The organism is Actinomadura gamaensis (genome assembly GCF_042652125.1).
GTDB lineage: Bacteria > Actinomycetota > Actinomycetes > Streptosporangiales > Streptosporangiaceae > Spirillospora > Spirillospora gamaensis.
Genome location: NZ_JBHSIT010000019.1, coordinates 52,986 through 78,016 on the forward strand (window position 1 = coordinate 52,986; position 25,031 = coordinate 78,016).

23 protein-coding genes, 3 tRNA genes and 1 pseudogene are annotated in these 25,031 nt (G+C 70.7%); 8 read left to right on the forward strand and 19 right to left on the reverse strand.

The window, feature by feature from the left end; genetic code table 11:
* Nucleotides 1-50 precede the first annotated feature (50 nt).
* The 4 genes from rpmG to ACFPCY_RS40840 all read right to left on the reverse strand — a co-directional run bounded on the left by rpmG (nt 51) and on the right by ACFPCY_RS40840 (nt 2,142).
* Entirely contained in the window at nt 51-215 is a 165-nt protein-coding gene (gene rpmG, locus ACFPCY_RS40825) for a 50S ribosomal protein L33 (RefSeq protein ID WP_026404241.1), read from the reverse strand.
* 119 nt (nt 216-334) lie between these two features.
* Nucleotides 335-408 (reverse strand) — tRNA-Met (locus tag ACFPCY_RS40830).
* Between the two features lie 428 nt (nt 409-836).
* Nucleotides 837-909, reverse strand: a tRNA-Thr gene (locus ACFPCY_RS40835).
* A gap of 105 nt (nt 910-1,014) precedes the next feature.
* Nucleotides 1,015-2,142, reverse strand: a complete 1,128-nt coding sequence (locus tag ACFPCY_RS40840; protein ID WP_378264869.1) for an acyl-CoA dehydrogenase family protein — start codon at nt 2,140-2,142, stop codon at nt 1,015-1,017.
* 52 nt (nt 2,143-2,194) lie between these two features.
* Here ACFPCY_RS40840 and ACFPCY_RS40845 point away from each other — a divergent pair, with 52 nt between their 5' ends.
* Entirely contained in the window at nt 2,195-3,229 is a 1,035-nt protein-coding gene (locus ACFPCY_RS40845) for a hypothetical protein (protein ID WP_378264871.1), read from the forward strand.
* Between the two features lie 68 nt (nt 3,230-3,297).
* On the opposite strand, the gene ACFPCY_RS40850 is transcribed toward ACFPCY_RS40845, so the two are convergent.
* The gene (locus tag ACFPCY_RS40850) at nt 3,298-4,044 is read right to left on the reverse strand and encodes a protein phosphatase 2C domain-containing protein (RefSeq protein ID WP_378264873.1); all 747 of its coding nucleotides are present in this window, start codon (nt 4,042-4,044) and stop codon (nt 3,298-3,300) included.
* Between the two features lie 161 nt (nt 4,045-4,205).
* Between ACFPCY_RS40850 and lepB the strand changes: the two genes are divergently transcribed.
* On the forward strand, nt 4,206-5,069 hold the full coding sequence (lepB, locus tag ACFPCY_RS40855; RefSeq protein ID WP_378264875.1) for a signal peptidase I: 864 nt from the start codon (nt 4,206-4,208) through the stop codon (nt 5,067-5,069).
* Nucleotides 5,070-5,090: 21 nt separating this feature from the next.
* On the opposite strand, the gene ACFPCY_RS40860 is transcribed toward lepB, so the two are convergent.
* The gene (locus tag ACFPCY_RS40860) at nt 5,091-5,504 is read right to left on the reverse strand and encodes a PPOX class F420-dependent oxidoreductase (protein ID WP_378264877.1); all 414 of its coding nucleotides are present in this window, start codon (nt 5,502-5,504) and stop codon (nt 5,091-5,093) included.
* Nucleotides 5,505-6,028: 524 nt separating this feature from the next.
* Nucleotides 6,029-6,847, reverse strand: coding sequence for a hypothetical protein (locus tag ACFPCY_RS40865; RefSeq protein WP_378264879.1), 819 nt, complete (start codon nt 6,845-6,847; stop codon nt 6,029-6,031).
* A gap of 546 nt (nt 6,848-7,393) precedes the next feature.
* Here ACFPCY_RS40865 and ACFPCY_RS40870 point away from each other — a divergent pair.
* On the forward strand, nt 7,394-7,576 hold the full coding sequence (locus ACFPCY_RS40870) for a hypothetical protein (protein WP_378264881.1): 183 nt from the start codon (nt 7,394-7,396) through the stop codon (nt 7,574-7,576).
* Nucleotides 7,577-7,916: 340 nt separating this feature from the next.
* Here ACFPCY_RS40870 and ACFPCY_RS40875 read toward each other — a convergent pair.
* Nucleotides 7,917-7,998 (reverse strand) — tRNA-Tyr (locus ACFPCY_RS40875).
* Between the two features lie 167 nt (nt 7,999-8,165).
* Between ACFPCY_RS40875 and ACFPCY_RS40880 the strand changes: the two genes are divergently transcribed.
* The gene (locus ACFPCY_RS40880) at nt 8,166-8,654 is read left to right on the forward strand and encodes a YajQ family cyclic di-GMP-binding protein (RefSeq protein ID WP_378264883.1); all 489 of its coding nucleotides are present in this window, start codon (nt 8,166-8,168) and stop codon (nt 8,652-8,654) included.
* A gap of 163 nt (nt 8,655-8,817) precedes the next feature.
* Here the strand turns inward: ACFPCY_RS40880 and htpX are convergent, their stop codons facing one another.
* The 7 genes and pseudogenes from htpX to ACFPCY_RS40915 all read right to left on the reverse strand — a co-directional run bounded on the left by htpX (nt 8,818) and on the right by ACFPCY_RS40915 (nt 16,136).
* A complete protein-coding gene (gene htpX, locus ACFPCY_RS40885) occupies nt 8,818-9,669 on the reverse strand; it encodes a zinc metalloprotease HtpX (RefSeq protein ID WP_378264885.1) in 852 nt (283 codons plus the stop codon).
* Between the two features lie 91 nt (nt 9,670-9,760).
* Nucleotides 9,761-11,233, reverse strand: coding sequence for an NADH-quinone oxidoreductase subunit N (locus tag ACFPCY_RS40890; protein WP_378264887.1), 1,473 nt, complete (start codon nt 11,231-11,233; stop codon nt 9,761-9,763).
* On the reverse strand, nt 11,230-12,750 hold the full coding sequence (locus ACFPCY_RS40895; RefSeq protein ID WP_378264889.1) for a complex I subunit 4 family protein: 1,521 nt from the start codon (nt 12,748-12,750) through the stop codon (nt 11,230-11,232). The genes ACFPCY_RS40890 and ACFPCY_RS40895 overlap by 4 nt, the downstream gene beginning before the upstream one ends.
* On the reverse strand, nt 12,747-14,678 hold the full coding sequence (locus ACFPCY_RS40900) for an NADH-quinone oxidoreductase subunit 5 family protein (RefSeq protein ID WP_378264891.1): 1,932 nt from the start codon (nt 14,676-14,678) through the stop codon (nt 12,747-12,749). Before ACFPCY_RS40900 ends, ACFPCY_RS40895 begins: the two co-directional genes overlap by 4 nt.
* A gap of 164 nt (nt 14,679-14,842) precedes the next feature.
* Nucleotides 14,843-15,124, reverse strand: a pseudogene (nuoK, locus tag ACFPCY_RS40905) (NADH-quinone oxidoreductase subunit NuoK); the annotation flags it as partial.
* Nucleotides 15,124-15,675: an NADH-quinone oxidoreductase subunit J family protein gene (locus tag ACFPCY_RS40910; RefSeq protein WP_378264893.1), complete on the reverse strand. Its 552-nt coding sequence runs from the start codon at nt 15,673-15,675 to the stop codon at nt 15,124-15,126. The gene ACFPCY_RS40910 and the pseudogene nuoK, both read right to left, overlap by 1 nt.
* A complete protein-coding gene (locus ACFPCY_RS40915; RefSeq protein ID WP_378264895.1) occupies nt 15,672-16,136 on the reverse strand; it encodes a 4Fe-4S binding protein in 465 nt (154 codons plus the stop codon). Before ACFPCY_RS40915 ends, ACFPCY_RS40910 begins: the two co-directional genes overlap by 4 nt.
* Nucleotides 16,137-16,286: 150 nt before the next feature.
* Between ACFPCY_RS40915 and ACFPCY_RS40920 the strand changes: the two genes are divergently transcribed.
* A complete protein-coding gene (locus ACFPCY_RS40920) occupies nt 16,287-17,000 on the forward strand; it encodes a ComEA family DNA-binding protein (protein ID WP_378264897.1) in 714 nt (237 codons plus the stop codon).
* Between the two features lie 99 nt (nt 17,001-17,099).
* Here ACFPCY_RS40920 and ACFPCY_RS40925 read toward each other — a convergent pair whose 3' ends face one another.
* The 4 genes from ACFPCY_RS40925 to ACFPCY_RS40940 form a co-directional block, all read right to left on the reverse strand.
* A complete protein-coding gene (locus tag ACFPCY_RS40925) occupies nt 17,100-18,056 on the reverse strand; it encodes a complex I subunit 1/NuoH family protein (RefSeq protein ID WP_378264899.1) in 957 nt (318 codons plus the stop codon).
* On the reverse strand, nt 18,049-18,606 hold the full coding sequence (locus ACFPCY_RS40930) for an NADH-quinone oxidoreductase subunit C (RefSeq protein WP_378264901.1): 558 nt from the start codon (nt 18,604-18,606) through the stop codon (nt 18,049-18,051). Before ACFPCY_RS40930 ends, ACFPCY_RS40925 begins: the two co-directional genes overlap by 8 nt.
* Complete coding sequence (locus tag ACFPCY_RS43155) at nt 18,603-19,865, reverse strand: NADH-quinone oxidoreductase subunit B (RefSeq protein WP_465251254.1); 1,263 nt, start codon at nt 19,863-19,865, stop codon at nt 18,603-18,605. The genes ACFPCY_RS40930 and ACFPCY_RS43155 overlap by 4 nt, the downstream gene beginning before the upstream one ends.
* 84 nt (nt 19,866-19,949) lie before the next feature.
* Entirely contained in the window at nt 19,950-20,321 is a 372-nt protein-coding gene (locus ACFPCY_RS40940) for an NADH-quinone oxidoreductase subunit A (protein WP_378264903.1), read from the reverse strand.
* Nucleotides 20,322-20,509: 188 nt separating this feature from the next.
* Here ACFPCY_RS40940 and ACFPCY_RS40945 point away from each other — a divergent pair, with 188 nt between their 5' ends.
* The 3 genes from ACFPCY_RS40945 (at nt 20,510) to ACFPCY_RS40955 (ending at nt 24,475) form a co-directional block, all read left to right on the forward strand.
* The gene (locus ACFPCY_RS40945; RefSeq protein ID WP_378264905.1) at nt 20,510-21,700 is read left to right on the forward strand and encodes a hypothetical protein; all 1,191 of its coding nucleotides are present in this window, start codon (nt 20,510-20,512) and stop codon (nt 21,698-21,700) included.
* Nucleotides 21,701-21,811: 111 nt separating this feature from the next.
* Nucleotides 21,812-23,110 (forward strand): hypothetical protein, encoded by a 1,299-nt coding sequence (locus tag ACFPCY_RS40950; protein WP_378264907.1) that lies wholly within the window; start codon nt 21,812-21,814, stop codon nt 23,108-23,110.
* 273 nt (nt 23,111-23,383) lie between these two features.
* Nucleotides 23,384-24,475: a LolA-like protein gene (locus ACFPCY_RS40955; RefSeq protein WP_378264909.1), complete on the forward strand. Its 1,092-nt coding sequence runs from the start codon at nt 23,384-23,386 to the stop codon at nt 24,473-24,475.
* Nucleotides 24,476-25,031 lie beyond the last annotated feature (556 nt).

The window sequence follows — 25,031 nt, forward strand, 5'->3', positions numbered from 1 at the left end:
CTGGGGCAAGCGCGAAGCTGCCCGCGCGGACCGCTGTGCTCGGGTGGCGACTAGCGGGTCTCGCGGTGCGGCCGGTGGGTCCGGCAGTTGGGGCAGTACTTCTTGATCTCCAGGCGGTCCGGGTCGTTCCGCCGGTTCTTCCGCGTGATGTAGTTGCGGTGCTTGCACTCCTGGCAGGCCAGCGTGATCTTTGGCCGGACATCGGTGGCAGCCACGTTGGAGTGCCTTTCTGGGCTAGGGACATGGACGTTCTCGGTCGGCCGTCCGGGAGTGGAAGGCCGGCTGTTTCAACCCAGCCCTCTCGCCCCCGTGGGGGGCCGAGAGGTTCGGGTAGTAGCGAGGGCCGGACTTGAACCGGCGACACAGCGATTATGAGCCGCTTGCTCTGCCTGACTGAGCTACCCCGCCGTGATGGTCGGTGACGACCGGATTGCAAGGATACCGGAACTTCACCGCACCGGGGAAACACGAGCTCCCGGGGCTTGCAGGGGGACTCGGTTCCACGTGTGGTCCGCAGCGGACCGGACCCCAGGCTACCCGCTGATGCGGATGACCTGCGAATCATCCCGTTGGGACCGGATGGACGCTACCACAACGCCCGCACACGAGCGAATCTCGCACGCGGCTGGGCAGGGCCCCCGGACACGTTCCGCATCATCGTCATCATGGGTCACACTCGCGCTCCCGAGGACGCGAGAGGACACGAAAGAACGCCCGCCAGATCGCGTCCGCCGAACCCCGCGCACGACCGCGCGCGCAGGACGCGGCCGACGCATAGCGTCGGCGTATAACGAAGAGAGCCGCATCCCTCATCCGGGATGCGGCTCTTCTGGCTGAGCCCCTTTACGGAATCGAACCGTAGACCTTCTCCTTACCATGGAGACGCTCTGCCGACTGAGCTAAAGGGGCCTGTCCTCCGCGTTCTTCCGTTCGCGGCGACAGGAAGAACAGTACACGGTCCCGGGGCGGAGTGCGAAATCAATCCGCCAAGGCCCGAGGCCCCTTCTCGGGGCCTCAGCGCAGGAGGTGGCGGGCGATGACGAGCTGCTGGATCTGGCTCGTCCCCTCGTAGATGCGGAACAGCCGGGCGTCCCGGTAGAACCGCTCCACGGGGACGCCGCGCATGTAGCCCATCCCACCGAACACCTGCACGGCGCGGTCGGCGACGCGTCCGACCATCTCCGAGCAGAAGTACTTGGTGCAGGACGGCCCGAGCTTGGTGTCCTCCCCCGCGTCGAACGCGCGCGCGGCTTCGAGGACCATCGAGCGTCCGGCGTACAGATCGGTCTGGGAGTCGGCGATGAGCCCCTGGATCAGCTGGTACTCGCCGATGGTGCGCCCGCCTTGGCTGCGCTCGCGCGCGTACGCGACGGTCTCGTCGACGATCCGCTGGGCCAGGCCTACGCAGACGGCGGAGATGCTGACGCGTCCGTGGGCGAGCGAGGCCATGGCCGTCCGGAAGCCCGTCCCCTCCGGCCCGACCATCGCGGACGCCGGAACCCGCACTCCGTCGAAGAAGACCTCGGCGGTGTGCGCGCCGCGCTGCCCCATCTTGGCGTCCGGTCGACCGACCTTCAGGCCGGGCGCGTTTCCGGGGACGAGGAAGGTGGAGATGCCGCGCGAGCCCGGTCCTCCTGTGCGCGCGAAGACCATGAAGACGTCCGCCTCTGGGGCGTTGGTGATGAAGCGCTTGGCACCGTCGATGACGTAGTCGTCGCCGTCCCGTCGGGCGGTGGTGGTGAGGGTGCTGGGATCTGACCCGGCCTCCGCCTCGGTGAGCGCGAACGCGCCCACGATCTCGCCGGACGCCAGGCGCGGAAGCCAGGTCTCCCGCTGCCCGGGCGATCCCGACTTCACGAGGACCTGGCCGGCGATGCCGTTGCTCGTGCCGAACATCGACCGGAAGGCCGGGCTGGCGTAGCCGAGCTCGAAGACGAGCCTGACCTCCTCGCTCACCGACAGCCCGAGCCCGCCGTACTCCTCGGGCAGCGCGTAGCCGAACAGGCCCATCTCGCGCGCGCCCAGGCGGATCGCCTCCGGGATGGAGTCGGATTCTTCGATCTCGTCCTCGCGGGGAATGACTTGCTCGCGCACGAAGGCGCGTACGGCCGAGATGACGTCGGCGAAGTCCTGTGCGTCCATGGCACCGATTCTAGAATCCGGCTCTAGAATCCGGTATGTCAGGGTGATCCGCATGTCCGAGGACTTCCTTCGAACCTGTGACGCGCTCGTCCAGGCGGCGATCACCGAGAACCCCGCGTTCAGCGACCTGCTGCCGCGGCTCATGGGAATGGCCCAGCAGGTCCCTCCCGCCGTCCTGTCGGCGGCGCTGCCGCGCCTGGCGGACGGCCTGGCCAAGGCGCAGCCGTCCATGGCCGGCTGGCTCGCGGTCATGTCCGGCGCGTGGGTGGAGAACGGCGCCTCGCCGGAGCCCGTGGGGCTGCCGCTGGTCGAACGTGCGACGCAGGTGACGACCGAGGCGCTCGCCTTCGCGCGCGCATGGAGCGAGGCCACCGGCGACACACCGCCGGACATGGAGCAGGACGCGCCGTCCCAGGCGATCGTCGACACCATCGGCCCGAAGCTGGGGGACGCCGCCGTGAGCGCGATGCTGGCGTGGTTCTCGCTCCCCCAGTTCGCCATGGGGACGACCACGATCCTGCAGAACTCCGCGATGGTGCGCGGTGCCGTCCCCGATCGGGAACGCAAGGCCGACATCGCCGGCGAGGCCGCCGAGTACCACCCGCACATGTCCTACGTGCGCGACCTCCTGCGCGTGCTCGAAGGCGAGAGGCTTCTCGTCCTGGACCGTGCCAGCAGGCAGGGCTGGACGGTCACGATCGCGGGCGTCGGCGACAATTTCCAGCTGCACATGCTTCTGGGCGGGGCGCTCCTAGGCCGTCCCGGATGCATGCCCGGAGAACCGCTCCCGCCCGACTGGATCGCGTGGTTCACCAATCAGGACCCGCCGGGGAAGGTCATCGTCACCAGTCCGTGGAACCTCGTGGACGGCCACGGCGCATGGATCTACAACGAGGGCGTCCCCGCGGACATCCCCGCCATCAACGGCACGCGAGTGGTCGTCCTCGACCCGCCCTCGTACGCGCGCCACTTCCCCGCCGGACGGCGCTTCCCGATGATGGACGCGACGCTGGCCATCGAGGGCGTCCACCATGCCGAGGACCTCGCCGCCTGGTGGCCGCACATCGCCCCGGACCGAGGCCAGTAGAGGCCACTACGGAGCACCCGCTGGCTCACTACGGGCGGTGCCTCGTCGCTGCAGGCGGGACCTTGTAGCTATAGGCGGAACAAGGCGGCGGTGGCGTCGTCGTAGCGCTTCCCCCTGCGCGCGCCGTCCGGCTCCGCGGACTCGGCGGCGCGCGTCCGCTCGATGACGGCGAGCGGGCCTTCCCGATCGGTGAGGTCGAGAAGGCCCGTCCAGTCGAGCGTTTCGAAACGTTCCACGAGCCTGGACGCGCCGTCGCTGAACATCGCCGCCCGCCGGACCGAGGAAGCCTCGATCCGGCCGCTGAGCGCCTCGTAGGCGGCCGCCGGCCGGGTGCTCGCGACCCAGAATCCGTCCGGCGCGTTGCGGGCGGTACGGACCGCCTCAAGCGTGTATCCGGGCAGGTGGTCAACCCGGTCATCTCGGATGACCCTCACCTCGCCGTCCACATCCAGCAGGACGGGCGAATCAGCGAGAACCAGCCATTCCAGGACGTCCTCCCTCAGACGCAGCATCGCCACCGTCGCGGACGGACTGTCGGGGTTGCTCAGATCGCACCGGTCGGCGTGCATCTCGCACACCGTCTTGATGGATTCGGCGAGCAGGTCGTCCAGCGGACGCTCGTCCTCAGCCGAGAGCCTCGTCGCGAGGGCTCCGCCAAGGCGATGCGCAAGCCACGCGGGGTTGTGCACGCATCCGCTGTCCACGCCCGGGGGTGCTGTGGCCCCGTCCAGGACGACGGCCCAATCGGGGCCTGCGACCACAAAATCCTCATTCGGCCGTCCGGGCGCGGGTTCGCTCGCGAAGCACACATGCACGAGCCTGGTCTACACGTCCACTCGCCTGGGGAACAACATCCATCACGGAGTGGGAACAACAAACGCCTATGGCGCGTCCTCGACTTGGGGCCGATCCACAGGCGCGCTGCGGCATCGGACACCATAAGCTGGCAAGCCTGTCCCCGGGGAGGTTCTCGAACGTGCGACCTGACGCTGAAGACCAGCACACAGAACCCTCTCCAGAGGAGCCCGAGCAAGGGAAGCAGAAGGACAAGGCCAAGAAGAAGGGCTCGTTCTGGAAGGAACTGCCCATCCTCATCGCCGTCGCCGTGATCCTCGCCCTCACCATCAAGGCGTTCGCGGTCCAGGCCTTCTACATCCCGTCCGGCTCCATGGAGAACACGCTGCTGGTCGGCGACCGCGTCCTGGTGAACAAGATCGTGTTCCACACCAGGGACGTCACCAGGGGCGATGTCATCGTCTTCAAGGGCCCGCCCTCGTGGCAGCCCGAGGTGCAGGTGTCCAAGCCCGGCAACATCTTCTCCAAGGCGGTGCGCTGGGTGGGGACGGCCTTCGGCGTCGCGCCCACGGAGAAGGACTACATCAAGCGCGTCATCGGCGTCCCCGGCGACCACGTGAAGTGCTGCGACGCGCAGGGGCGCATCACCGTGAACGGTGTCGCGCTCGACGAGCAGGCGTACATCTACACCGACCCGAACGACCACGAGCAGGACAAGCCGTCCGAGAGCCCGTTCGACGTCACGCTGCAGAACGGCCAGCTCTGGGTCATGGGCGACCACCGCTCCAACTCGCTCGACTCGCGCGCGCACCAGGACGGCCCGGACAACGGCTCGATCCCCACGAAGAACGTCATCGGCCGAGCCTTCGTGAAGGTCTGGCCGCTCAACCGGATGGGGACGATCCCGATCCCGAGCACCTTCAAGCAGCCCGCCCTCAAGCACAGCAAGGCGCTCGCCCCCCTGCCCGCCCCGGAACCCGGCCCCGTCCCGGCGTTCGCCGCCGTGATGCTCCCCCTCGCCATCGGGGTTCGCTTCCGCCGCTGACGAATCCCCCGGGACGGCCGCTCACCCCTGCGCGGCCGTCCCGACCGCCTTCTCCGGCGAGATCCGCATGACCACGCGCACGACCTCCGGCGGCAGTTTCACGTACTCCTCCCCCGCGCCCGCGCCCTCGTACTTCTCCGCCAGCGCCACCGCGAGCGCACGCCCCTCGTCCTCGACGACGGCGCACTTCCCGCGCACCTCGAGATACCAGAGCGGGTCACTCTGGTCGTAAACGCTCAACGACACCCGCGGATCCCCCAGGACGTTCAGCACCTTGCGCCGTCCCTCTTGGCTGGAAACGAGCAGGTCGTCCCCATCCCGCCCCACCCACACGACGGACGTCTGAGGGCTCCCGTCGGGATTCACCGTCGCGAGCACCGCCGGGTGCGCCCCGTCCACCAACCGCCGCGCCGCATCACTCAACACCTTCGCCACCCGGCGAACCTACTGCCCCGCCGCACGTCCCGAACAGCGCAAACCGCGTGGAACTCCGGCAGCCGTTCGCCCCCACGCCCCGGAATGAGTTCGGCGGAGCGCCCGGCGTCGCCTTTCCGGGACACCCGATCATAAGCATCGCGGGAAGGCCCGGTATATGACCGGCACTTCACGCCGCCCACGACCGCAACTAACGGATTCAGGCGCCCAGAATTCAGCCACCGTGGCGAACCTCCCGTGGCCACAGCAGGCGCGAATATCTTCAAAATTTGCGGGGGAAGCGTTTGAGCAAGCGGCAAGGCGCGATCGCCCGCCGCGGTGAGAGGCGCGGTCGCCACGATCTCCGCGGCAGTGATACCGATCACCCTGCATGACGACCACCAGCCTGACGGCTCACCTGGCCCGTCCTCGATCCGAGCGCCAGGCAGGCCCCGGCGCAGCGTCCATCCCGGAATGCTCCAACTGAATGCAGCACCCTAGAAAGCACACCGAACCCGTCTCGATCTCGGAGCTTTTCAGCGGGGTTATGCGCCGAGGGTCGTGTCCTTGGTGATCTCGCCGACGTGGACGGGGCGCTCGTTTACGAAAGCGCCTGCTGGCTCGGACGAGAAGGTCATGCCCGTTGCTTGTACGGCTACGGCGCGTTGGAGGGCGATGCGGCGGCCGGCTGCGCTGAGTTGTCGTGCGCCGTTCGTGCGGTGGATTTGGTCGGGGTGGTGACGGTAGAGCCAGGTGATCGCTTCGTCGTAGTAGCCCTCGCAGATCTGCGAGAGGGCGGCGAAGGTGGCCAGCTCGTCGTCGTAGGGGATGCCGGTCCAGCCGCCCAGGGCGCGGAAGGTGGCGGTGCGGAGCATGAGGGCCGCGCCGTGGATCGGCCAGTTGCCGCCGTCCGCCTCGGCGAACTCATTCACCTCGCCCGGACGCTTGAGGCCGAACGGGATGGGCGAGGGGTACGGCTTGCGGGTGCCGTCGGGAAGGAGGTCGTCCGCCTGGCCGATGGCCCAGTGGATCCCGCGCTCGGTGAAGTGCGGGATCAGGGTCGTGAAGATTTCGGGTAGAAGTATGTCGTCCTGGTCGAGGGCTTGGAGCAGGACACCGGAAGCCCGGGTCAGCGCCAGGTTCCGCGTGAGCGCGATGCCGAGCTGGCGTCCGGCCGCGTCGTATTCGGCGTACGGAATGGACGCGAAGAAGCCGCGGAGCTTCGGGTCCGCGCCGTCCTCCTGGACGACCCATTCAAGGTCCCAGCCCTCGGGGAGCTTTACGGCCTCGATGGCCTTCGCGGTCTCGGGAAGGTACGTCGCGGACCGGGCGTGGGCTGCGGTGATGATCGAGATCAGCGGCATCGGTCTTCCTCTCGGCCAGGGGCCGGGTATGCGAACGGTCCCTACCGTTGAAGCCGGTCAGGGACCGTTCCACTGAGTGTGGCGGGTGGGCGGCTGTTTCAGACCGAGCGGGGCGGCATCGTCGGCTCGAGGGCCTACGGCGATGTGTGGGCGAAGACTCGCAAACTGGCGCTCCCTCCAGAACAGGTCGCCTCTCCCCTGGCCCGTCGGCCGTATGACCTGCGGCATGCCGAGGTCTCGCTGTGGCTCAACTCGGGCGTACCGGCAAGCGAGCTCGCCGAACGGGCAGGGCACTCGGCGAAAATGCCTCTTCAAATTTACGCCAAGTGCATCATTGGCCAGCAGGACAGGGCGAACCGGCGGATCGATGACGCTCTGGGCGCCTGAAGTGCGCCGCTCGCCCCTGAGTCGATGCGCCGGTCCCTAGAGCCAATTTCGCCCTTCTTTGCGCCCTCAATGGTTCTTAATCGCCCTCCACATAACCACCAAGGGTAGTCATATGGTGGCGCACCGCTCAGTGCGCCCAGAACAGGAGGACGTCACAACATGCGCATCATCACCGGCGCTCTGCTCGGGGCAGCCGCCATCCTCGCCCTGGCCGCCCTGCCGGCCCAAGCGGCCACCACAGCGCAAGCACCAGCCATCTCACCCGCCACACCCTGCATGGTGGCCCCGGACCACGTCTTTCCCGCCGGCTACCCTGAGGGCTGCAATCCCTGGGAGAAGTAGGCCAGCCAATACGTGGGCGCATCGGCCCGGTGATGACCGGACCACGCCGTCCACTTCGTTCACACTGGGCCTCCGGCTCACGCCGGGGGCCTCCGGGCTTCTACGACCCCCGCACCGACCAGGCGCCCAAGATCTTCAGCTCCACAGAGCCCCGGTTCGCGCCGGGGCTCTCCCAACTCCCTGAGCCGACCTGCGGAAACGAGCCGGGCCGGATTCCGCGTATATTCCGCGACCAGTGACGCCAGGCTGCATCCGGCGGCGTTCCGCTGCCCGGGCCGGGCTCTGAACATGCGAACGGCCCCTGACCGTTGTGCCTGGTCAGGGGCCGTTCCACTGGGTGTGGCGGGTGCAGGGTTCGAACCTGCGTAGGCTAAGCCGACGGATTTACAGTCCGCTCCCATTGGCCACTCGGGCAACCCGCCTGGGTCGTCGCTGTCGCGGCGGCACTGGAAAGAATAGCGGACCTTGGGAGTGGGTGTGACATCCGCTCGGGTCGCTACGCTGGCGGGGCGCGCCGGGGTGGGTCCAGGGTCGCGCGCCTGGTGCTCGGGGCGGACGTAATCGCAGCCTGGAAGGGGTGAGGTGTCCGGTGGCGGACTCTTCCTTTGACATCGTGAGCAAGCTCGACCGGCAGGAGGTCGACAACGCGCTGAACCAGGCGGCCAAGGAGGTCGCCAACCGGTTCGACTTCCGGAACGTGGACGCCGGGATCAAGTGGGCCGGGGAGGCGATCGAGATCCAGGCCAACACCGAGGAGCGCGCGAACGCGGTGCTGGACGTCCTGAAGGACAAGCTGGTCAAGCGCGGGATCTCGCTGAAGTCGATCGACCCGTCGGAGCCGAAGGCGTCCGGGAAGGTCTACAAGCTGACCGTGGCGCTCAAGGAGGGCATCTCGCAGGAGAACGCCAAGAAGATCGGCAAGATCATCCGGGATGAGGGGCCGAAGGGCGTGAAGGCCCAGATCCAGGGTGAGGAGCTGCGCGTCAGCTCGAAGAAGAAGGACGATCTGCAGGCCGTGATCAACCTGCTCAAGGCGCAGGACCTGGACGTCGCGCTGCAGTTCGTGAACTACCGCTAGGTCGGTCACGCGGCCGGGGCGCCGGGGGGATGGCGTCCCGGCCGCGTGAGCCGAGGGTGAGCGCGCCCCGCGACCCTTCCCCCGCTGAAGGGCGCGGTGGGCGCGCTCTGTGTTCTATGACGGGCCGGACGGCCCGCAGGTTCGGTCTTTCTTCCGCGACTTCTCAGACGCCGGCCATGCGCTCCAGGCGGGCGATGCGGTCGGCGGTCGGCGGGTGGGTGGAGAACAGCTTGCCGACGCCGGCGCCGCGGAACGGGTTGGCGATCATGAGGGAGCTGGTGGACGCCAGTTCCGGGTCCTGCGGGAGCGGGAGGGCCTGGGTGCCGGCCTCGATCTTGCGCAGCGCGGAGGCGAGCGCGAGCGGGTCGCCGGTGAGCTGGGCGCCCGAGGCGTCCGCCTGGTACTCGCGGGTGCGGCTGATCGCCATCTGGACGACCGCGGCGGCGATCGGGCCGAGGATCACCATGAGGAGCGCGCCGACGATGCCGGGGCCCTCGTCGTCGTCCGTCCGCCCGATGGGCAGGAAGATCGCCAGGTGGGACAGGTAGGTGATGACCGTCGCGATCGCGGCGGCCACCGAGGAGATCAGGATGTCCCGGTTGTAGACGTGGGAGAGTTCGTGTCCGAGGACGGCCCGCAGCTCCCGCTCGTCCAGGATGCGCAGGATGCCGCGCGTGACGCAGACCGCCGCGTTGCGCGGGTTGCGCCCGGTCGCGAACGCGTTGGGCTGCATGGTCTCCGAGACGTAGAGGCGGGGCATCGGCTGGCGCGCTGAGGTCGCCAGTTCCCGGACGGCCCGGTACAGCACCGGCGCCTCGACCTCGCCGACCGGGTGGGCGCGCATCGAGCGCAGCGCGATCCGGTCGCTGAAGAAGAACGCGATCCCGTTGGTGCCGAGCGCGATCAGCAGGGCGATGGTCAGGCCGGCCGTGCCCCCGAGGGCCCAGCCCGCCGCCAGCATCAACGCCGACAGCGCAGCGATGAGGGCCGCCGTCTTGATGCCGTTGAACTGCACGTGTGTCCTGCCTCCCGTTGACGGTTCGTACATTAACGACAACGGCATGACCAGGAAGAACGTTCCCTTCGTCCCGGTCTGCGGCGGAAGCTCAGGTGGCGGCGGCGACGGCCGAGAGGACCAGTTGCGGCGCGACCGACAGCACCACCGCGCCCGCCGCGGTCGCCGCGATCGCGGCCCGGACGGCGAGCCCCGGACGCGCGGCCGCCCCCTCGCCGGACGGCCCGAACACCCGGACGGCCCAGGCGAGGTAGTAGTACAGCCCGATGACGGTGTTCACGGCCATCACGACCGCCAGCCAGGTGACGTCCCCTGCGACCGCCGCGCGGAAGACGACGACCTTCGCGAACAGTCCCATCACGCCCGGCGGCAGGCCGGCGAGGCAGATGAGGAAGAACGCCAGCGCCGTCCCGGAGAGGGGGTCGCGGCGCGCGAGTCCGCGGAACCCGTCCAGTTCGATCTGCGGCGATCCGGGCTTCTGGGCGCCGGCGACGACCGCGAACGCGCCGAGGTTCATCACGGCGTACAGCGCGACGTAGGCGGCGGTCGCGGCGACGGCCTCCGGGAGCCGCCGCTCCCCGACCGCGAGCGGCGCAAGCATGTAGCCGGACTGCGCGACCGACGACCAGGCCAGCAGCCGGATCGCGGTCCGCTGCCGCAGTGCCATCAGGTTGCCGAGGGTCATCGTCACGGCGGCCAGGGCACCGACGACCGGCCCCCACACGTGCCCGAAGGACGGCATCCCGAGCCCGACGACGATCGCGAGCCCGGCGAATCCGGCGGCCTTGGACACGACAGACAGGAACGCCGCGACGGGAAGCGGGGCGCCCTGGTAGACGTCCGGGGCCCAGAAGTGGAACGGGACGGCCGCGACCTTGAAGGCGAATCCGGCGAGGACCAGGACGGCGCCGACCGCCGCGACCGGCTTCAGGTCGGACGGCACCGCGCGCAGCCCGGCCGACAGCCGGTCCAGGTGCATCGCACCGGTCACGCCGTAGAGCAGCGAGATGCCGAACAGCATGATGGCCGTCGAGACGACCGAGACGAGGAACAGCTTGAGCGCGGCCTCGGCGGCCACGCCGTCCCGGCGCCGCAGCCCGACCAGCGCGAACACCGGCAGCGACAGGGTCTCCAACGAGACGACCAGCGTCACCAGGTCACGCGCGGCGACCAGCGCGAGCGCCCCGACGATCGCCGACAGCAGCAGGAAGTGGTACTCGCCCGCGGGCAGGTCGTCCACTTCGATCGTGCGCAGGGACAGCAGGACGACGACGATGGCCGCGGCGAGCACGAGCCCTTGGAAGAGCAGCGTGAAGTCGTCGGTGACGTAGGAGCACGATCGTGGTCCGCCGCTCCGAAGGCCGGACGGCACGCAGAACGTCGCCCGCCGGTCCCCCGCCGTCAGCGCGACGACGGCGACGAGCGCGGCGGCGAGGAACAGGGACGTGACCGCGCCGAGCCACCGCCGCGGGACGTCGAAGGCGTCCGCGAGCAGCACCGCGACGGCCGCGACCGCGCACAGCAGCGGCGGCGCGACGGCCGCGTAGTCGATCCCCTGGATCATCCGAGACCTCCGAACAGGGCGCGGACGGGGCCGGACGTCACGGCCAGCAGCGTCTTCGGCCAGAGGCCGACCAGCAGGGTCAGCGCGACGAGCGGGACCCAGGCGGCGTACTCGTACGCGGTCGGCGCGGCGATCGACGCGGTCTCGGCGACCTCCACGGCGTCCGCGCGCGGCCGGCCGTGGGTGATCTTCGCGAGCAGGCGCAGGAAGTAGGCGGCGGTGAGCACCGCGCCGAGGCCGCCGAGGGCCATGAACGTCACGAAGGCCGGCCGGGACAGGCCCGCGTCCGGCCGGTAGGCGCCGAGCAGCGCGAGCATCTCGCCCCAGAACCCGGCGAGGCCGGGGAGGCCGAGCGAGGCGACGGCGGCGAAGGTGAGGAACGAGGCGAGCCGGGGCGCGGTGCCGAGCATCCCGCCGCCGATGCGGGCGAGGTCGCCGGTGCCGTACCGGTCCTTGACCGATCCGGCCAGGAAGAACAGCAGGCCGGTGATCAGGCCGTGCGCGATGTTGCCGAACAGCGCCGCGTTCATCCCGACCGGGGTGAGCGTCGCGATGCCGAGCAGGACGAAGCCCATGTGCCCGACGGACGAGTAGGCGATCATCCGTTTCAGGTCGGTCTGCGCGAGGCAGGCGAGCGCGCCGTAGACGATCCCGACGACCGCGAGCAGGCCGAGGGCGGTCGCGCACGACCGCGCGCCGTCGGGCGCGGACGGCACGGCGATCCGGACGAGCCCGTAGGTGCCCATCTTCAGCAGCACCCCGGCGAGCAGGACGGATCCGACCGTCGGGGCCTCGGTGTGCGCGTCCGGGAGCCAGGTGTGCAGCGGCCACATCGGGGCCTTCACCCCGAAACCGAGCATCATCAGCAGGAACCCGGCGACCTGGACGCCGTGCGAGACGCCCGCGCCGTGCCGCCGGGCCAGCTCGGTCATGTCGAGCGTCCCGGCGTTCACCGCGACCAGCAGCATGCCCGCGAGCAGCAGCCCGGACCCGAGCAGCGTGTAGAGGATGAACTTGGTCGCCGCGGCCCGCCGGTCCGGCCCGCCCCAGAGCAGGATGACCGCGAACATCGGGATCAGCACGACCTCGAAGAACACGAAGAACAGGATCAGGTCGAGCGCGACGAACGTGCCGAGCATCCCGATCTCCAGGACGAGCAGCAGCGCGGCCAGCAGCCGCAGCCGTCCGCCCGCCGGCGGATGCCGGTAGGTGTAGAGGAAGCAGAGGAACGTCAGCAGCGCGGTCAGCACGACCAGCGGCAGCGAGATCCCGTCCACGCCGAGGTGGAACCGCAGCCCGATGGACGACGCCCAGGGACGGTTCACGCCGAGCTGCGTCCGGGACGCGGCGGAGAAGTCGAACGCCGTCATCGCCGACAGCCCGACCAGCAGCGTCGCGCCGGAGACGAGGATCGCGAACCGGCCGAGGGACGCGTCGTCCGGCAGGAAGCGCGCCCTCGGGACGAGCAGCGCGAGCGCCGCGCACGCCGGGATCGCCATCATCAGCAGGAAGATCACTGGAAGATCACCACCAGGGCCGTGATGACGACCACGCCGCCGAGCAGCGCGGTCAGGTAGGACTGGGCGTTGCCGTTCTGCGGTATCCGCAGCGCGCTCCCGAGCCTGCGCGCGCCGCGCGCCGTCCCGACGACGGCCGCGTCGATGCCGATCCGGTCGAAGACGGCCACGCCGCGCGCCAGCGTCCGGACGGGCCGGACGATGACGAACGCGTACAGCTCGTCCAGGTAGAAGGCCTTTGCGAACACCGGACGCACCGGACCGAGCGCGCGCACCGGATCCGCCGCCGGATCGCGGTTCCAGGCCAGCCACACCAGCCCGAATCCGGCCGCCACGAGAACGATCCCGAGCAGCGACGGCTCCAGTTCGGGCCGCAGTTCGTGCGCGCCGAGCCCGAAGAAGCCGAGGATCACGGCGGGCACCGTCAGCGCCATCACCGGCCAGGTCATCAGCTTGGGGGCCTCGTGCGCGGGCGCGTCGGCGCGCGGCTCACCGAAGAACGTCATCAGCCACGCGCGCGTCGAGTAGGCCGCCGTGAGCCCGATGGTCAGCAGCAGCGCGAGGTAGATCGTCCAGGCGACGCCGCTGGGCAGATGCAGTCCGGGATCGGCGCGGAAGTACCAGACGGCGCCTCCAGGGGGCCTGACCGGCGATGGCGGCGTCTGAACGGGCGCGTACGCGAACCACCCGCCCTGGACGTGCCCGGCGTAGTCGCCGTTGTGGAGAGCGCCGTGCTGGGCCGCGCCGATGACGGCGTCCTTGCTGAACCAGCCGCTGAACCCCGGGACGCCGACGAGGGCGGCGAAACCGGCGGTCATCGTCCAGAACGTGATCGGCATCGTGCGGCGCAGGCCGCCGTAGCGGGCGAGCATGTTCGTGGTCGTCGCGTGGATGACGCAACCCGCCGCCAGGAACAGCAGCGCCTTGAACGCCGCGTGCGTGACCAGGTGGAAGACCGCCGCCGAGCGCGCCCCGACCGCGAGCCCCGCCGCCATGACGGCGAGCTGGCTGATCGTCGAGTAGGCGAGGACGCGCTTCAGGTCGTCCTGCGCCAGCGCCGCCAGCGCCGAGCCGACCATCGACACGACCGCGACCAGGCCCAGCACGGTCAGCGCCGCCGGGACGAGCCAGAAGACCGCGTAAACGCGCGCGACGAAGTAGATCCCGGCCGCGACCATCGTCGCCGCGTGGATCAGGGCGCTGATCGGGGTCGGGCCCGCCATCGCGTCCGGGAGCCACGTGTGCAGCGGGAACTGCGCCGACTTGCCGACGACGCCGCACAGCAGCAGGAACGCGGCGACGGTCAGCGTCGTGTGGGACATGCCGCCGACGTGCAGGAGCACGACCGAAATAGTGAACGACTTGGCGGCGACGCCGAGGACGAAGATCCCGAACAGGAAGCCGACGTCGCCGAGCCGCGTCACCAGGAACGCCTTGACGGCCGCGCGCGAGTTCGCGCGGTCCTCCCAGTGGTGGCCGATGAGGAAGTACGAGCAGACGCCCATGACCTCCCAGCCGACGTACAGCAGCAGGAGGTCGCCCGCGAAGACGACCAGGAGCATCGCGGCGGTGAACAGCGACACGAACGCGGCATAGGACGTGTACCGCCGGTCGTCCGACATGTACGCCACCGAGTACACCTGGACGGCCAGCGCGACGCAGCACACCATGATCCCGACGAGCCCGGACAGGCCGTCCACCTGGAGCCCGACGCGGATCGGCAGCGTGCCGGTGCGGATCAGCGTGAGCGTGCCGACGCGCTCGCCCGGCGACCGCCACACGGTGAAGGCGACGACGGCCGCCAGGACGGTCGAGACCGCGACCGGGACGCAGGCCACCCACGGCTGCGGCAGCCGCCGTCCGCCGAGCATCCCGGCGAACGCGCCGGCGAACGGGAGCAGGATGACCAGCGCGGCGAGGACGATCACTTGACCGCCTCCCGCGAAGCGGCCGACCCGGCGCCCGGTTCCGGCCCCGCGCCCGAGCCCGGTTCCGGTCCCGTGCCCGAGCCCGGTCCCCTGCCCGAGCCCGGTTCCGAGCCCGAGCCCGGTTCCGAGCCCGGCTCAGCGGGCTCGGCGAGCTCGCGCAGCCGGTCCACGTCGATCATCTGCCGGTTCCGGAACACCAGCAGCACGATCGCGAGGCCGAGCCCGACCTCCGCGGCGGCGATGACGATCGTGAACAGCGTCAGCACCTGCCCGCCGTGCAGCCGGTCGCGCAGGTGCACGTCGAACGCGACGAGGTTCAGGTTCACCGCGTTCAGCATCAGCTCGACCGACATCAGCACGAGGATCGCGTTCCGCCGCGCGAGCACGCCGTACACGCCGGCGGAGAACAGCAGCGCGGCGGTGACGAGCGGGAAGGCGAGATGCATCAGCGTCCCCTCCGGGTCGGCAGGTCCGTCCTGGACAGCACGATCGCGCCGACGAGCGCGGCGAGGAGCAGCACCGACAGGACCTCGAACGGCAGCACCCAGGTACGGAAGACGGCCTCGCCGAGATGCTCGGCGCTGCCGTTGGCCTTCGCCGGGCAGGACGCCGCGTCCGGCGCGCACCTCGGCGCGTCGTTCAGCGCCGTCCAGCGGAAGCCCATGACCAGGACCGTGACGAGCAGGACGGCGGTGCCGAGCGCGACGGCGAGCGCGGCCCAGCGGTTGCCCGAGTCCAGCCCCTCGGACGGCCCGACCGGCGCGCGCGTCAGCATGATCCCGAACAGCAGCAGCACGACGACCGCGCCGACGTAGATCAGCACCTGGACCCAGGCGACGAACTCGGCGGTCAGCACCAGGTAGCACCCCGCCAGCGCGCCGAACGACACGACCAGCCAGAGCGCCGCGTGCACGAGCTGCCGCGTCGTCACGACCAGCGCGCCCGCGCCGACGGCGACCACGCCGAGCAGCGCGAACACCAGGTCCCGGCCGGTCATCGGCGGTCCCCGCGGGCGGCGGCCTTCTCGGCGGCCTGGACTTCCTTGGGCGGTTCGGCGCGCTCGTCGGGGGCCTGCGGCGGCGGGACCGTCCACATCCACTCGCGCAGGCGTTCCTTCTCGTGCGTCAGCTCGGCGATGTCGTACTCGGCGTACTCGAACTCGGGCGACCAGAACAGCGCGTCGAACGGGCACGCCTCGATGCAGATGCCGCAGTACATGCACAGGGCGAAATCGATGGCGAACCGGTCGAGGACGTTGCGCGTGCGCGCGCGTCCGCCGCCCTCGGCGGGCAGCGTCTCCTTGTGGGAGTCGATGTAGATGCACCAGTCCGGGCATTCGCGCGCGCAGAGCATGCAGACCGTGCAGTTCTCCTCCAGGAGCGCGATCACGCCCCTGCTGCGCGGCGGGAGGTCCGGTTCGGCCTCCGGGTACTGCCGCGTGATCGAACGCCTGGTCATCGTCCGCAACGTGACGGCGAGCCCCTTGGCAAGCCCGCCTCCTGGCAACCGTCCCACGCGCCCCATGATTGCGTACGAGGCGGCGCGGGGGAACGCGCCGGGCGCGGCGTTCGTCTGATCGGGTGGGGGTGGGCAGGGAGGAGGCGCCGCGTGACACCGGGCTCGAAACCGCCGTTTCCGGACGGACCGCTGCCGCCCGGACGCCCCCCGATCCCCGTCGGCCCGCAGCCCCAGCCGCTGGTGCCGCGCGGTGTCGGCTGGGCCTTCATCCCCTTCGCGACCCTTGGCTGGGGCACGCCGCCGACGCTCCTGTACGGCGCGCTGAAGGCCCGCTCGCCGGGGCTCGCGGTCGCTGCGGCGTCCTACACGGCCGGGATCGGCCTCTGCGTTTACCTGTGGAGCCTCGCTGATCCGCTGGCGTTCTTGCTCGGTGGATTCCTGATGACGCTGCTCTGGATCGCCGGGACGATCAACGCGTTCGCCGTCCGGTCGACGGTGTTCCCGCGCGGCGAGTCGCGCAGCCCGGCCAACGAGCACGCCGTCCGGGTGGCGAAGTACCGGCGGGTGCTGCGGGCGGACGCGCGCCGCCTCGCCGCCGAGGATCCGGCGCTCGCGCACGAGCTGGGCATCGGACGTCCCGACCTGCCGCGCACCTACGACGACGGCGGCCTGGTCGACGTGAACCACGCGTCCGCCCGCGCCCTCGGCACGCTGCCGGGGATGACGCCGGAGCTGGTCGAACGGATCGTCCGGCACCGGGACGAGCACGGCGGCTTCATCTCGGTCGAGGAGCTCGCCGTGGACGTCGACCTTCCGCCCGCGCTGCCGCCCAAGCTCAAGGAGTACGCGATCTTCCTCGACTAGGCCCGAACGTCCGGTCGGCGCGCGCGGCGCATTGGCCGAAGCGGCGGGCCAGCTGAAGCGGCGGATCGGCCGAAGCGGCGGATCGGCCGAAGCGGCGGGTCAGCCGAAGGCGACCTTGAGGACGCCGGTCAGGGCGAGCTGCGCCAGCGACAGCGGGACGAGCCACGCCCACGCGAGCTTCTGCAACTGGTCCTCGCGCAGGCGCGGGTAGCTCACCCGGAGCCAGATGACCAGGAACGCCAGCACGAACACCTTGATCAGCGTCCAGAGCCAGCCAAGCTGGTCGTCCAGGAACGGGCCCTTCCAGCCGCCGAGAAACAGGACGGTCGTCAGCGCGCACAGCACGACGATCCCGGCGTACTCGGCGAGGATGAACAGCGCGAAGCGCAGCCCGCCGTACTCGGTGTAGGGGCCGAAGATGATCTCCGAGTCGGCGACCGGCATGTCGAACGGCGGACGGCGCAGCTCGGCGAGTCCCGCGACGAAGAACACCACGCCGCCGACCGCCTGCCACGGCAGCCAGTACCAGCGCCACTGCTCGGCGATGCCGGGCAGCGACAGCGTCCCGGCGGCCATCGCGACCGACGACGCCGCGAACACCATCGGCAGCTCGTAGGACATCAGCTGCGCCGCGACCCGCATCCCGCCGAGCAGCGAGTACTTGTTCGCGCTCGCCCAGCCCGCCATGATCGCGCCGATCACGCCGACGCCCATCACGGCGAGCGCGAAAAACACGCCGGGACCGAGATCGACCGCGACCTGCCCGTGCGGCCCGACCGGGACCACCAGCAGCACCAGCAGGTACGGGACGAGCGCGACCGCCGGGGCCAGCTTGAAGATCCGCCGGTCGGCCGCGGCCGGGACGACGTCCTCCTTCTGGACGAACTTGACCCCGTCGGCGACCAGCTGCGCCCAGCCGTGGAACGCCCCGGCGTACATCGGGCCGAGCCGTCCCTGCATGTGCGCCATGACCTTGTGCTCGACCTGCCCGACCAGCAGCGGCAGGACCGCGAACGCGGCCGCGACCAGGACCAGCTTGACGACGACCTCAAGCATGCGACGGCCCCCAGTCGTCCGGGACGCCCGGCGGGCGGACGCGGCGGCGCGACGGCGCGCCGTGCCCGGACTCGCCCGGTTCCTTCGCCCCCGGCCACGGCTTGGCGACGCGCGCGGCGAGGACGAAGTCCTTGCGCAGCGGATGCCCTTCGAAACCGTCGGGGAGCAGCAGCGGGACGAGGTTCGGATGCCCCTCGAAGACGATCCCGAACATCTCGAACGTCTCGCGCTCGTGCCAGTTCGCTCCGCGGAACACGCCCGTGGCGGTCGGGAGCACCGCGTCCTCGCGCGGGACGCGCGTGCGCACGAGCATGTGGTGCTTGCGGTCGAGCGAGTAGACGTGGACTACGACGGAGAAGCCGTCCTCCAGTTCGTCCACGCCGGTGAGCCAGTCGAAGAAGGCGCAGCCGAGGTCGTCCCGCGCGAACGTCAGCGCGTCGATCCAGGACTCGGCGGGTACGTCGGCGGTGACCTCGCCGTGGTTCTCGGCGAGCGCGACGGCGTCGCCGAACCGGGCCGTCCACGCCTCGGCGAGTTCGGCGGGCGTCACCGCGTCCTGCCGATCTGGTCGTCGCCCTCGTCGCCGTCCGCAAGGCCGGGAATGATCGACGGATCGTGGTCCTCGGGCCGGAACCTGCGCTTCCGCCGAACCCCGCCGCCGTGCTCATGGTCGTGGTCATCATCGGCGTCGTGCGCCGACGCGTGCTCAGGCGCCTGCTCCGGTTCGACCACAGGCGCGGCCTCCGGTTCAAGCGCAGGCGCGGCCTCCGGTTCAAGCGCGGGCGCGGGCTCTGGTTCGAACGCAGGCGCAAGCTCGGACTCCGCGTCGAGCGCGGGCTCGGGCTCGGGTGCGGGTTCGAGTTCGAGGGTGCTTTCGGGAGCAGGCCCGGGCTCGGGTTCCGGCTCCGGTGCGGGCTGGGCGGCGTCTTCCGGGGCGGTTTCCAGGGGACGCGTCGCGCCCGGGGCGTCCACAGTCTCGTTCGGCGCGGTCGGCGCGGGCGCGTCCGGGACGTCAGCGACGACGCGAGGCACGGGGATGGTCGGCGTCTCGTCGATGTACGCGGTCGGCGTGGATGCGTCCGGTTCGTCCGTGACGGGCACGGGCGTGGTGATCTCGGCGGTCGCCGACGCATCGGACGCGGGCGGTCCGGGCTCCGGCCCGTGCTCAAGCTCCGACCGCGGCTCGGGCTCGGGCGCCGGTTCGGGTTCGGGAGGGGGCGGCGGGGCGGGCTGTATCGGACGGCGCAGAACCGTGGCCGGAAGTGGACGCGGCGGAGGCGGCGGCGAGACCGGCTCGGAGCCGTCGCCGTCGTAGCGCTCGCCCAGCGACTCGGCGGCGATCTTCTCCTGGAGCCGGATGATCCCGTGCAGCAGCGCCTCGGGACGCGGCGGGCAGCCGGGCACGTACACGTCCACCGGGATGATCTGGTCGACGCCCTTGGTGACGCAGTAGGAGTCCCAGTACGGTCCGCCGCAGTTGGAGCACGCGCCGAACGAGATGACGTACTTCGGCTCGGGCATCTGCTCGTACAGGCGGCGGACGGCCGGGGCCATCTTGTCGCTGACCGTCCCGGACACCACCATGAGGTCGGCCTGCCGCGGGCCGGGCGCGAACGGGATCACGCCGAGCCGGATGAAGTCGTGCCTGCTCATCGAGGTCGCGATGAACTCGATGGCGCAGCAGGCGAGGCCGAAGTTGAAGACCCACAGGGAGTACCGGCGGCCCCAGTTGAGGACGAAGCGGACCGGCCTGGGCGCGAGCCGGGACAGCGGTCCGACGCTGGGCGGCGGAAGATCCACGGCGCTCATGCGGCCATTGTTCCCCACGTCCGTTCCGTCGCTCAGATCCACGCGGGCGTTTCGCCGCCCGGACTCACGGGCGCGTCCCTCCGGTCACACCCACGACAGCACGCCCTTCTTGCCCGCGTACGCGAGGCCGACAGCGAGAAAGGCCAGGAAGACGAACATTTCCCCCAGCGTCGTCGCGCCGTAGCCGGGCGCGGAGAACACGGTCGCCCAGGGGAAGAGGAACACCGCGTCCACGGCGAACACGACGTAGAGGTAGGCGAAGACGTAATAACGGACGTACGACTGCGCCCAGCCCTCACCGACCGGGTCGACCCCGCACTCGTAGGTGGTCAGCTTCTCACCGGTCGGACGGCTCGGACGCAGCATCCGGTTGGCGGCGAGGCCGCCGCCGACGAGTGCTCCGCCGACGACCAGCAGCGTGGCGACGACGCCGTAGGCGTGGAAATAGTCCTGCACGGGCTCCTCCGGGGCCGGGTCCCGTCAAGTATCCCCGACCGGGTCCGGCGGGAGGCGTAGCGAGGCCCCCGCATGTGGTGGGTTCACAAAACGGATCCTTCGCCTCACGTTGGAGGTGAAACCACCGTGTTGCGGTGCATTCCGGTGCGTGCGGCGAGAGCGCGGTGGCCGGAGGGGATGTGATCGCCATGGGCACTTCGCCGTCCGGCTGGGAACCTCCGTCCGGGCCCGAGGGCTGGGAAGGGGCGCAACGGCGGCCGTACTACCCGCCGCCCCAGCCTCCACCTCCGCCACCGCCACCGCCGCGGCGGCGGCGCCGTCCGACGGGTCTGATCGTCGGGATCGCGCTGGCGACCGTCGTGTTGCTCGGGCTCGCCACCGCGGCGATCGTCCTGACCGTCCAGGAGAACGAGAGGGAGTCGCCGCGCGACACGCTGCTCAAGGCGGCGTCCGCGCTGGGGGACGTCCGCGCGCTCACCTACTCCGGGGCGATCGGCTCGTCCACGCAGACGCTCATGGGGACGCTGAAGGTGACCAAGGGCGGACGCGCCTACGGTCCGGTCACATGGGACGGCACCGACGCGACCCTGCTGGCCGCAGACGGCCGGCTGTTCCTGAAGGAACCGAAATCGGCCTGGGTGAGTCGTATGCAGGTGGGCAAAACGGACGCCGCACTCCTGCCGGACGGCGACTACTGGGGATCCATCGACCCCGGCGAACTCGGCATCGACTTCAAGGGCGCGCTGTCGCCGCCCGCCATGGCCGCGCTGATGCGCCGCTATGCGGGCCAGCGGACGACGCGTTCGGACACCTTCGCGCGCGGCCGCAAGGCTGTCAGGATCAACGCGGGTGACGCCGGGTTCTTCATCTCCCGGACGCGCAGCCACGAACTGCTGCGCTACGAGCTGACCTCTCCGACGATCGCCGCCGACGTCACCGCGCGGCCGGCGTCCGCGGGTCCCCCGGCCGTCGCGGACCTGATGGCCGACATGGGACGGCTCGGCGACGCGTTCGACGCGTCCCGGCAGGCGAAGATCGCCGCCAAGCCCGAGTTCACCGGCTGCGCGACGTTCGGCCAGCCCTGCACGGTCAGCGTGAAGGTGGAGCCGGACGAGAACTCGCCGGGACCGGCGCGGGTGAAGGCGTACTTCCGGCTGGCGTCCGAGCAGAACGGGGGCGGCAAGGTCTTCGGCGACTGCCAGGCGACGGGGGTGGTCCCGGTGGGGCGGTCGCAGCCGCTGGAGTGCACGGTGTCCGGCGGCGAATGGGCGGCGCACGGGCGCGACTACCAGACCGTGTGGGTCTACACGACGGCCTTCCAACTGGCGCTCGGAGACCAGGACGTGCCGCGGATGCAACGCGATCTTGCCGACGAATAACTCGAACCTCACAATTGCCCACCAATTGGGGGCCCGGGGATCACACGCCCCGATCTTTGCTGCACACTGGACAGGCATTTGAGGTCATGTGACCTGGAAGGATGTGACCGGATGAGCAGTCCTCCGCCGCCACCGCCCGGATGGGACCCCCCGGCCGGTCCCTCCTGGCCGCCCCCGCCGCCCGAGGGCCAGGGAGGTCCCGGTGGAGCGGGCGGGCCCGGGTACCCCGGCGCGCCCGGCTACGGCGCCCCCGAGACGCCGCCGCCGTTCTACAGCCCGCCGCCCGGCCCGGGGATGCCGCCCGGTCCCGGCATGCCGCCGGGCCCGGGAATGCCGCCGCCCGCCAAGTCCGGCGGCAAGGGCGGCCTGATCGCCGCGCTCGTCGGCGGTGCGGTGCTGCTCGTCGCGATCATCGTGATCGTGGTCGTCGTGGTGGTGGTCAGCAACAGCGGGGAGAAGCCCGCCGACCGGCTGGCCAAGGCCGCGGACGCCGTGGCGGGCGCCCGCGTCCTGGACTACAAGGGCACCGTCGGCTCGACCTCCGACACCCTGAGCGGCGACATGAAGGTCACCAAGGGCGGCCGCGCCTACGGCCCGGTCACCTGGGGCGGCAACAACATCACCTTCATCTCCGCGGACGACAAGCTGTTCGTGAAGGCGCCCAAGTCGTACTGGTCGGGCAAGTTCACCTCCACGGTCAACTCCGGGATGCTCAAGGACGGCGACCAGTGGGGCGCGCTGAGCTCCAGCGAGCTCATGGTCGACTTCAAGGAGAACCTCACCCCGACCGCGCTGGCCGACCAGATGCGCCGGTACAGCAAGTACCACCTGTCGGTGGTCAAGACCACCGCGCAGGGCAAGAAGGCGATCAAGGTCACCGCGATCGGGACGAGCTTCTACCTGACCGCCGACGGCGACCCGCAGCTGCTGCGCTACGAGAGCAGCTATCCGAAGGTCAGCGCGGACGTCACCCCGCTGTCCGGCGGCGCCGCCGCCCCGGCGGTCAGCGACATGCGCGCCCAGATGGGCCAGCTCACCGACGCCATCGACTCCGACCACACCGCCCGCATCCAGGGCAAGGCCCAGTTCGTCAGCTGCAAGACCTTCGGCGACCCCTGCGTCGTCAAGGCCGACGTCTGGACCACCCGCGGCACCGCCCCCTCGCTGACCGTGAAGGTCACCTTCCGCCTCACCGAGAAGCAGGACGGCGGCAAGTACTTCGGCGACTGCACCAACACCGGAACCGTCACCTCGTATGACGACGTCTCCGTCCAGTGCACGATCTCGGGCGGCGAATGGGCGCGGACCGGCAAGAACTACCAGCGGGTTTGGGTCACCCCGTACGCGATCACGCTCGCTCTGAATTCCTCGGACGTCCAGTCCCTCCAGCGGAACCTGGACTCCGAGTAGGCCCTCGCGGGGGCCGGAGGCGGCGGGTGGAGTGCTGGACGGGCTGCGGCATCGCGGCTCGTCCGGCACTCTTTGTTGTTGACCGGTCGTCGGCAGGAAGAGCGCTGCGTGAGTTCCAAGCAGGAGGGGACCTCCCCCGCACCCCCTTCTCCCCCCGTGGAAGCGTCCGCTGAGGAGCGTCCTCCCGAAGGTCCGGAGGCCCGGGCGGAGGGTTCGGGGCCGCCCGGAGCGGGGGAAGGCGCCGAGGCGTCGTCCCGGAAGCACTGGAAGCGCGTGCTGGGGGTGCCTTCGCCGCTGCTGATCGCCGGGTCGGCGGTGGTGGCGATCACGCTGACGCTGGCGGCGTTCGCGCTGACCGAGGGCCGGGCGGAGAAGAAGCGGGGCCACGCGAAACCGCAGGCCACCGCGCCGTGGGCCGCGGCGGCGCGGCAGCGGCTGGTGGGTGTGTCCGGCCTGCACTACGAGGGGACGATCCGGAGCAACGACCGGCCCGTCCACCTCAAGCTGACCGTGCTCGACGGCGGCGCGGCCTCGGGGTCGCTCACGGCGGGCGCCGAGCACGCGGACGTCGTGGCGGCGGGTGGCGACACCTATCTGAAGGCCGCCGCTTCCTTCTGGAAGAACTTCGGCGGCGAGACCGAGCACGCCGCCGACTATGCGGGGCGCTGGACGAAGGCTCCCGCGAACCTGCCCGGCGTGGACGTGAAGGCCGTCTTCGCGCCGGACTCGATCGCCAAGCGGCTCGTGTCCGCGCGGTCCAAGCCGTCCACGGAGACTGTGGGCGGCGTGCGGGCGTACCGGGTCAAGACGCCGCGCGCGGACTACCTGGTCGGGGTGGACGCGCCGAACGCGCTGCTCAAGGTCCAGGCGGCGGGCGGGGACGAGCCCGTGTTCAGCGTCTCCGATGTGACGGACGCCACAAAGGTCTTCGGTGAGGTGCGCGGACGCGTCGCGGCGCTCGGCGGCGCGGCCGATCCGGCGCTGCGGTTCCGTCCGGGCAAGCTGAGCTTCCTCAACTGCGACCAGAACGTGGACAGCTGCACGGTCAGCGTTCCGGCGACGCTGGTCCGGCCGGGCTCGCCGCCGGACGGCGCGCGGGCCGCGCTGCTCGTCACGATCCTGGCGGACGGCCGGACGCTGGGCACGTGCGCCGGGTCGGGCGCCGTCCCGGCCAACGGCTCGCTCGTGCTGCGGTGCAGCGTGACGAGTCCCGGATGGCGGTCGTGGATGCGATCGGCGCTGGACGACCCCGGCGCGCACCCGTACGAAGCACGCGCCCGCGTGCTCGGCGAGGCCGTTTCGGCGTCGCGCGTTCCGCAACTGCTCGCGCAGCTCGACCGGAAACGTCCCAAGAGCCGCCCCTGACCGGCGGGGGATCGTCACCCGAGAGGAAGACCGGGCCGTTCGCGACAGGGGTCGTGAGCTGGGACACAAGGGTCGTTCCGGGGAGGGGCGGTGGGGCCGGGGCCGCAAGCCGCTGCTTATAGTGCGTGGCGTGAAACCCGTGCCCCCGGAGAGTCCCCGACGCGCCGTCCTCGTCCGGCGACGCCACGTCGACTACTGCCGACTGGCCGGCTACCTGTGTCGACGTCGTTCCTGACGGGCCGGCCGCCCACCCCGGACGGCCCGGCCCCGCGGTACGCCACCCCGCTCCGAACGGCCGCGAACCCTCCGTCCGGCCGTCCGTAAAGGCGGCTGACCGCGACCGGCCGGACCGGACGCCGAACCCGGCGCCCCGGGCGGACGTCGTCCGGATAGGAACGGTCCGTATCCCGTACCGCAGCACGACGGCGACATCACCGCCCCGACCTTGGTGCAAGCCTGGAATGGCGGGGCACGGGCTCGGCGGTCCCCAACCGATCCACAAGAGCCCGGACATACGATGAAGGTAAGCCTAAGTAGCGCCACGATCCCGGGTGCC